Below are 7,853 nucleotides of genomic sequence, written 5' to 3' on the forward strand. Positions count from 1 at the left end.
AAAGGAAAAGAAAATATATAAAAATTCAATTTCATCAGATGAAATTACTGTTACAGAAGTACTTGTAAATGAGATGGATTATGTTGAGAAGGGTCAGGCCATAGTTAAGCTTGCAGGTGCAGATGTTAGGATCATGATACAGGAAAAGCTTGATGAAATAAATGAAATGAAAAGAAGCATTGTTAAAGCTCAGGAAATGAAGGGCAGCATGACGGTTTTATCTCCAATGGACGGCGTGGTTTCAGGGTTCTGGAGAACACAGGGTGAAACTGTTTCTCCTGGAGATTGGATAGGAGACATATTCAATACAAACAGCATGAGAGTCTGGACTCAGGTTGATGATATCGATGTTGTATATATAAAACAGGATGCTCCTGTAAATGTTACAATCGATGCACTTCCAGGGGAAGAATTTGAAGGTACTGTATCAAGAGTATCACAATCTGGTAAAGACTCAAGCGGAATAATCAAGTATTCTGTTGATATAGAAGTTAGCGGAAGTGGTGAACTGAGACCAGGGATGATGGCACAATGCTTTATAGATGCTGGGGAATCTCTTGATACCCTACTGGTTCCTATTGAATCTGTTTTTGAGGAAGATGGCACTACAAAGGTTGAAATTCTTAAAGAAGATGAAATTGTGGAAACAGTTACAATAGAAACAGGTCTCATGAATGACAGATATGTTGAAATACTTTCAGGATTGAAAGAAGGAGACCATGTAATTACTGGAAGTAGCTCGGATTTGCTTCCAAGCGAACATATAAAGGATAATAATACTTTTATTCCTGAAAACAATAACTAAACGGATGTGATGATATGGAAAAAAACAGCGGTATTAAATCATTTTTTATCAGACTGTATTTTACTGCAAAAATGGCAGGTTCAGGACTTGTTTCAAACCTTCTTAGAACATCGCTTACAGTACTGGGTATTGCCATTGGTGTGGCTTCAGTAGTGAGCCTCATGGGAATTGGAGAAGGTGCAAGAAAGGCTGTTGTAGAACAGTTTGAAAGTCTTGGACAGAATGTAATAGTTATGAGAACAAATAACACCACTTTTTCATTTTCCAGCGACGAACACAAGGACTTGATGGAAAGGATTGAAGAAATGGAATATGCCACTCCTGTTGTCAAGACTGAAGAATACGTGAAGTGGAGAAGAACTAGAGGTGAAATTGAAGTATTGGGTGTAAATCATATGTATCCAACTATTAAGGACCATGAAGTTGTATCAGGAAACTTTTTTTCATCACTTCATGTAGATCAAAGATCTCCCGTTTGCGTATTGGGATACAATGTTGCAGTTTCACTCCTTAATGGAAGAAGTCCTGTAGGACAGTCGATAAATATTGATAATTTAACTTTTAGAATAATAGGGGTCATGGCTCCAAAAGGAAAGGGAAAAGGAGATGGTGTAGACAACAAGATAATCGTTCCATACTCCACCTCCCAAAAGCTCAATGACAAAAGAAATGTAGAAGAAATATGGGGAAAAGCTTCAAATGAAGAAAATGCAGCTCTTGCCATTGTTCAGCTTGGAAGGATTTACACCAGAAAGATAAACGGTACATCCTTTGTAAATATGAATGGTGATGGTGGTGAAGGAAATGAAGGGATTTCCGGAGATGTAATGATTGACACCAGAGAAGAGCCTGTTGAAAAGCCTGTAGATAAAAAAGATGAAATTTTTTCAAAGGGAGAAGACATATTAACCATAACAAGTCTTAACCAGCTTGTTGAAGAGGCTAATGACGCAAACAGGATAATGACTCTTCTTCTTGGAGGCATTGCTGCAGTTTCTCTCCTTGTAGGTGGCCTTGGGATAATGAACATCATGCTTGTTGCAGTTAGTGAGAGGACTGGAGAAATTGGAGTAAGAAGAGCACTTGGTGCCAAAAAATCAGACCTTCTTCTTCAGTTTATACTGGAAGCTTTTTATGTTAGCATAATAGGATGTCTGGTAGGTATAGTAGTTGGAATATGGCTTATAAATATATTTGAATCGAAAGGTTTTGAAGCTGTAATAAGTTTTGAAGCGGTGAAAATATCAACAATAGTTGCATTGACATCAGGGCTGCTTTTTGGAGTATATCCTGCATTTATTGCATCAAATCTTCCGCCGGTAGAGGCATTAAGAAGACAGTAGTCAGATGTAAAAGTACACAAAAGAGAATCTTCACTAGGTGGAGATTCTCTTTTGTGGCTTAGAATAGTTAAATATACAAAATTAGATAAAAATAAGACTTTAATGTAATGATTTAGTGTCTTTTTTATTGTATACTCATATAGTATAATTAAAAGAAGGAAAACAGGAGAATACAATGACTGAACTCATTTTTTCAAGGATACCCACTACTAGTGAAGTAGGCAAGGCATTTCTTATAATTATTATCGTTCTTGTACTTAGAAGGATTTTTGTAACACAAATAATAAAATGGATGCACAAGGCTTTTAAAAAACTTAAGGTCATTAGTATAATGATTGACAAGACAAAGAAACCATTATCAATAATCATATTGATAACGGGCATTTTTTTTGCTCTTATAACTTTGCCTTTCAATGAACTTTCAATGTCTATATTACTGAGCATATACAAGAGTTTATTTGTATTTCTAGCTGCACAGACAATAACAAAAATTGTAGAAGCTTATTTTAATGACTATATAATTAAAAGAAGTGAAGACCAAAGGCAGAAACAGGTGAATACTCTTATTAGCAAGATTATTAAGCTTGTTGTAATCATAATAGCCTTGCTGATAATATTAACTGAATTTGATGTAAAGGTTCAGAGTCTTCTTGCAGGTCTTGGAATAAGTGGTATAGCATTTGCCTTGGCTGCCCAGGACACTCTTAAAAACATTTTCGGTGGTGTAATAATATATATGGATAGTCCCTTCAACATCGGAGACATAATAATAATAAACACCATAGAAGGAATAGTGGAAGATATTGGTTTGAGAAGTACGAAGCTTAGAACCTTTGACAAGGGATTGGTTTCCATGCCAAATGCTGCATTTACTGACGGAACGGTTCACAACTATTCACGAAGAGGTTCCAGGAGGCAAAGGTTTTATGTAGGAGTGACTTATTCAACAAAATCCGAAAAAATGAAAAAGATTATTTCGGAAATCAAAAACCTGCTTATTTCTGAAACCGATGTGGAAAATACTGGAATCATAGTAAGATTTGAAAAGTTTGGTGGAAGCAGCCTTGACATATTGATTAACTATTATATTGTTAAACTTGACTATAATGAATTTATGGAGGTTGTGGAAAAGGTGAATCTGAGAATTATGGAACTCTTTCAAGAGGAAGAAGTGGAATTTGCATTCCCTAGCATGAGTCTATATTTTGAAAACGAACAAAAAAAAGGAGGATCATATGAATAATATTTATACTGAAAGAAGAAAAAAGCTTCAAGAAAAGATGGAAGATAAAAGTCTTATGATGATTTTCTCGGGAAAGAGTGTCCGTAAATCTGGAGATGATTTCTATGAATTCTATGTAAATAATAATTTCTTTTATTTGACAGGCATAGACAGGGAAGCAGTTGTATATATGTGTGAGTTCTATAAAGGTGAATTAAAGGAATCAATCTATATTAAGAAAAGAAATGCAGATTTAGAAAAATGGGTTGGAAAGTTTTTAACATCTGAAGAAGCAACAGAAATATCCGGTATAAAAGATGTCAGATTTTTCGAAGATTTTGACAATGATCTTTTGAAAATATTGAGAAATGAAAAATATGAAAACATGTATTTTGATATAGAAAACTGGAATTTCGATGAATGTCTGTCTGAATCTCAAAAGTATGCCTCTCTTATTAAGGACAGGTATCCATGCATAAGCATAAGAAATACATATCATCATATAAGTGAATTAAGAAGGATGAAGGATAATCATGAAATAGGAAAAATAAGGGAAGCAATAAGCATATCCAAAGATGCCATCGATTATATGATAAAGAATGCAAAGCCTGGGATGAAGGAATACGAACTAGAAGCATTTTACGAATTCATTCTTAACACCAATGGCACAAAGCCATCCTTTGCATCCATAGTGGCATCCGGATTGAATGGTACGGTACTTCATTATGTTACCAATGGCTGTACAGTGAAGGATGGAGACCTGGTGCTCTGTGACCTGGGTGTATTGAAAGATAAGTATCCATCAGACATATCAAGGACATTTCCTGTGAATGGCAAGTTCAGTCAAAGGCAGAAGGAAATATATGAGCTGGTTCTAAAAGCAAACAAACTATCTATCGAATTATGTAAACCTGGAATGATTATGACTGAAATAACTGAATACTCTTACAAGGTAATAGCAGAAGGCTTAATTAAAATGGGACTTATAGATAATGAGAAGGATGTAAGACAGTATTATTTTCATAAGGTGACACATCACTTAGGTCTTGATGTACATGATGTAGGGGATGTTGAAAAGCCACTTGAACCTGGTTGTGTAATTACAATAGAACCGGGCATATACATTGCTGAAGAAGGTATTGGAATAAGAATAGAAGATGATATATTAATAACGGACTTTGGATATATTAATTTGTCTGAGTCCATTCCGAAGGAAATATCTGAAATTGAGAAGATAATGAAAAAAGCGACTTAGTCGCTTTGTCATTATCTGTAAAGGAATTGATACATAGGGTATTTAATTGTATGAAATCTCGTGTTTAACTGCAAAATCTATAAGACTAGTTTTAAACAATTTAAAGTATTCATTGGATGAGTTGATTTTTGAATTCACTGATTTCAAATCACTGTAATTTTTGTTTTCAACATAGGAGAGATACAGCTCGAATGCTTCCAATTGATATTTTGCTGACTGAATATAAATATTATGTATTTCTTTTATTTCATCATTTTCAATAGTCACATTTGATAGATTTTCTAGATGTTTTTTATATTCAGGCAGTATTTCATTTTTCAACTCATTGATTATTTCTTCTTCTTTTTCAATGTTGTATTCCATGTCGTTGTATTTTTTTATTATTTCTGTTTCAATATCTTGGAAGTCCTTGATACTGATATTTACATAAGCTAAAATTTCATTTACATTTACAGTGTCTTGGTCATTTCTAATATCTGCTGTGCAGCCGCAGAACATTACGGTGCATAAAATAAGTATTGCAATAATTTTGTGTTTCATATAAACCTCACTTTCTTAGGAGTACAACATGTCTTTAATAAAAGAATTGAAAAAAATAATTAAATCCGATCCTGAAAACATCGAGATGATTAGATATATTGTTTTTGAATATATTAGTTATTTCTACAGCGAATATATCGATGGAGAAAGTATAGAAACTTTTTATTCTCCTAGTGAATTCTATTCAATAAAAGGCTCCCTGTCAAATGTTTTTGAAAAAACGATCAAAAAAGAATTGCTGACTCCAGGGGAAATATACGAAAAAATCATACCTTTGAAATCTAAAAAAAAGTACGGGCAAGTTTATACGCCATGGGATACTGTTACTGACATGGTTGATGAAATAGTTGATGAAAAGGAATTTATTCAGAATCCCTATATCAGATTTTTAGACCCTGCCTGTGGAAGCGGGTATTTTTTAGTAGCATTGTATAGGAAGCTTAGATTTCTTTATGATGAAAATGAAGATTGCTTCAAAAATGACCATGGTATTTCTCCAGCAGACATTGATATACATATCATTGAGAACAATCTCTGTGGATATGATATAGACGGTTTTTCCTGTCTTTTGACAATTGCAGGCCTAAGTATAGCCTGTAAGACAATATGCTACCCGGATATTAGAAATAAAGACTATCTTTTTTGTGAAATTGCTGAGAAATTTCAGGCAATAATAGGGAATCCTCCTTATATAGGCCATAAAAATTTGGAAATTGTATACAAAAAAGCACTTAATAACAGGTTTTTAGTATACAATGATAAATCGGATATTTCATATTGTTTCTTTGAAAAAGCATTAAAGGATCTTGAAGATTCAGGAAGACTACTCTTTATTACATCCAGATATTTTATTGAAGCAGATAATGCCAAAGAACTGAGAAAATTAATAAAGAATAATTATGGAATCTACCGAATAGTAGATTATTCGGGGGTTACTCTCTTTAAAAACACAGGAGTCAGTCCTGTAATTATTAGTCTGGTAAAAGAGGGGGTAAATGAGAAAATACAGATTATAAATATTCCAAGAAACATAAGTTTTTTAGTGGATAGAAAAGATTTGGGTAAGAGTTCCTGGAGACTCATTGAAAAGGATATGGAAAATTTGTATGGAAAAATAATTTCCAGAACTGAAAAAACAATTAGCGATTATTTCAATATAAACCAGGGAATAATTACAGGTCTTGACAAGGCTTTTATTGTAAATCAAGAAACAGTCGATGAATATAAACTTGAAGAGCCACTTCTTGTTAATTGGCTAAAAGGCAGTGCCGTGAGAAAGTATGGAATTAATAATGACAAGGGACTTAAGCTTATATATACTAATGATATAGAAATTGAAGATTTTCCAAATACCAGGGATTACCTTGAGAAGTACAAGGATAGACTTGAAAAAAGACGAGAGTGTCAGCGGGGTTACAGAAGATGGTTTGACCTTCAATGGGGAAGGAATAGAAGCCAGTTTGAAAAAGGGAAAATATTATTTCCATACAAGTCATCTGAAAACAGGTTTGCATTAGATGAAAAAGGCAACTTTTTCAGCGCAGACATTTATATGATGACAGGTGTAGGCGATGGTCTTGATTTAAAGAATTGTCTTGAATATTTAAATTCTGAAATTTTTGAATTTTTAATTAAGGTTCCTTCAAAAAAAATAGGGATAGATTTGTATGAATATTATCCCTATAATATTTTAAAATTGCCATACTTTGATAATTTTAATAAGGGATATAATAAAAGGGTAAATTGTGATAATATAGATTTACACTTATACTCTTACCTTGGCTTTGATAGCGAGGAAATACAATTAACAAAGAAATTTTTAGATAAGTTAGTGTGAAATAATGTATGGAAAACAATAACCAAATGAGGGGCGGGGAATTATATGAAAAAAATTAAATTACTAATAATAACAGTTGTTATTATAATTTCAATGACTGTAAGTGCAGGAGCGGATGTATATTATTTTGATATCTATGACCATTGGGCAGAGGATGATATTTATTATGCAACAAATTCCTTGAATATTTTCAATGGATATGGAGACTGGACATTCAGACCGGACAATAACGTTACTATCAGTGAATTCATAAAGATTATATATAAAATTGGTAATGAGAATGGAATAATGGATATTGATATGACTGGTGATGTGGGTTATGGGGATATTGATTTGAATCACTGGGCATACTCATATGTCACATCTCTTGATAACTATATGAAAAAAACTGAAAGGATAACCATAAGCCTTAAGGATGTTTTCGAAGGTGAAAATCTTGAACCTGACAGATTCATTACGAGGTATGAAGCGGCTTTGGTTACCTCGGCATTGTCATTGCCATCAGTCGATAATGAGGAATTGCCCTTTTACGATATTGATGATGATGACAAATTTATAGAAATATTTAGTGAACTATACAACAATGACATTTATTTAGGATTCAGTGACAATATGTTCCGACCTGAAACAAATCTGACTAGAGCTGAAGCTGCAGTAGTTTCAAAAAGAATTTTCAAGGAAGCAATATATTCCAGAAATGATTACCTTGGTGGAATTACCTATTTTAATGATGATTACAAAGGCGAGTTTCCCTTGTTTTACGACTATGAAAACAGTAGTTTGACAGATGATGACTTTAGGTATATAAAAGCCGTAACAACTATAGAATATCTGGAATTCGGAGGCTATAT

7 protein-coding genes are annotated in these 7,853 nt (G+C 33.4%); 6 read left to right on the plus strand and 1 reads right to left on the minus strand.

Going from position 1 to position 7,853, the window contains the following annotated elements; translation table 11 throughout:
• From AC3AX0_RS03905 to AC3AX0_RS03920, 4 genes are all read left to right on the plus strand, one after another.
• Positions 1 to 805, plus strand: an 805-nt coding sequence (locus AC3AX0_RS03905; RefSeq protein ID WP_487548997.1) for an efflux RND transporter periplasmic adaptor subunit, incomplete at its 5' end; no start/stop codon positions are given.
• A gap of 14 nt (positions 806 to 819) precedes the next feature.
• Positions 820 to 2,148, plus strand: coding sequence for an ABC transporter permease (locus AC3AX0_RS03910; RefSeq protein WP_487548998.1), 1,329 nt, complete (start codon positions 820 to 822; stop codon positions 2,146 to 2,148).
• A 175-nt stretch (positions 2,149 to 2,323) separates the two neighbouring features.
• The gene (locus tag AC3AX0_RS03915) at positions 2,324 to 3,391 is read left to right on the plus strand and encodes a mechanosensitive ion channel family protein (protein ID WP_487548999.1); all 1,068 of its coding nucleotides are present in this window, start codon (positions 2,324 to 2,326) and stop codon (positions 3,389 to 3,391) included.
• The gene (locus tag AC3AX0_RS03920) at positions 3,384 to 4,625 is read left to right on the plus strand and encodes an aminopeptidase P family protein (RefSeq protein ID WP_487549000.1); all 1,242 of its coding nucleotides are present in this window, start codon (positions 3,384 to 3,386) and stop codon (positions 4,623 to 4,625) included. The genes AC3AX0_RS03915 and AC3AX0_RS03920 overlap by 8 nt, the downstream gene beginning before the upstream one ends.
• 42 nt (positions 4,626 to 4,667) lie before the next feature.
• Here the strand turns inward: AC3AX0_RS03920 and AC3AX0_RS03925 are convergent, their stop codons facing one another.
• On the minus strand, positions 4,668 to 5,165 hold the full coding sequence (locus AC3AX0_RS03925; protein WP_487549001.1) for a hypothetical protein: 498 nt from the start codon (positions 5,163 to 5,165) through the stop codon (positions 4,668 to 4,670).
• 28 nt (positions 5,166 to 5,193) lie between these two features.
• On the opposite strand from AC3AX0_RS03925, the gene AC3AX0_RS03930 reads away from it, so the two are divergent.
• Complete coding sequence (locus AC3AX0_RS03930) at positions 5,194 to 7,002, plus strand: Eco57I restriction-modification methylase domain-containing protein (RefSeq protein ID WP_487549002.1); 1,809 nt, start codon at positions 5,194 to 5,196, stop codon at positions 7,000 to 7,002.
• Positions 7,003 to 7,047: 45 nt separating this feature from the next.
• Positions 7,048 to 7,853: S-layer homology domain-containing protein (locus AC3AX0_RS03935; protein WP_487549003.1), on the plus strand; the 806-nt coding region annotated here is incomplete at its 3' end.

The organism is Dethiosulfatibacter sp. (assembly GCF_983023055.1).

What these genes read in the sequence shown, in the direction of transcription:
- AC3AX0_RS03920 (WP_487549000.1), top strand. Translation starts at nt 3,384, where the DNA reads ATGAATAATATTTATACTGAAAGAAGAAAAAAGCTTCAAGAAAAGATG.
- AC3AX0_RS03910 (WP_487548998.1), top strand. Translation starts at nt 820, where the DNA reads ATGGAAAAAAACAGCGGTATTAAATCATTTTTTATCAGACTGTATTTT.
- AC3AX0_RS03925 (WP_487549001.1), bottom strand. Translation starts at nt 5,165, where the DNA reads ATGAAACACAAAATTATTGCAATACTTATTTTATGCACCGTAATGTTC.
- AC3AX0_RS03930 (WP_487549002.1), top strand. Translation starts at nt 5,194, where the DNA reads ATGTCTTTAATAAAAGAATTGAAAAAAATAATTAAATCCGATCCTGAA.
- AC3AX0_RS03915 (WP_487548999.1), top strand. Translation starts at nt 2,324, where the DNA reads ATGACTGAACTCATTTTTTCAAGGATACCCACTACTAGTGAAGTAGGC.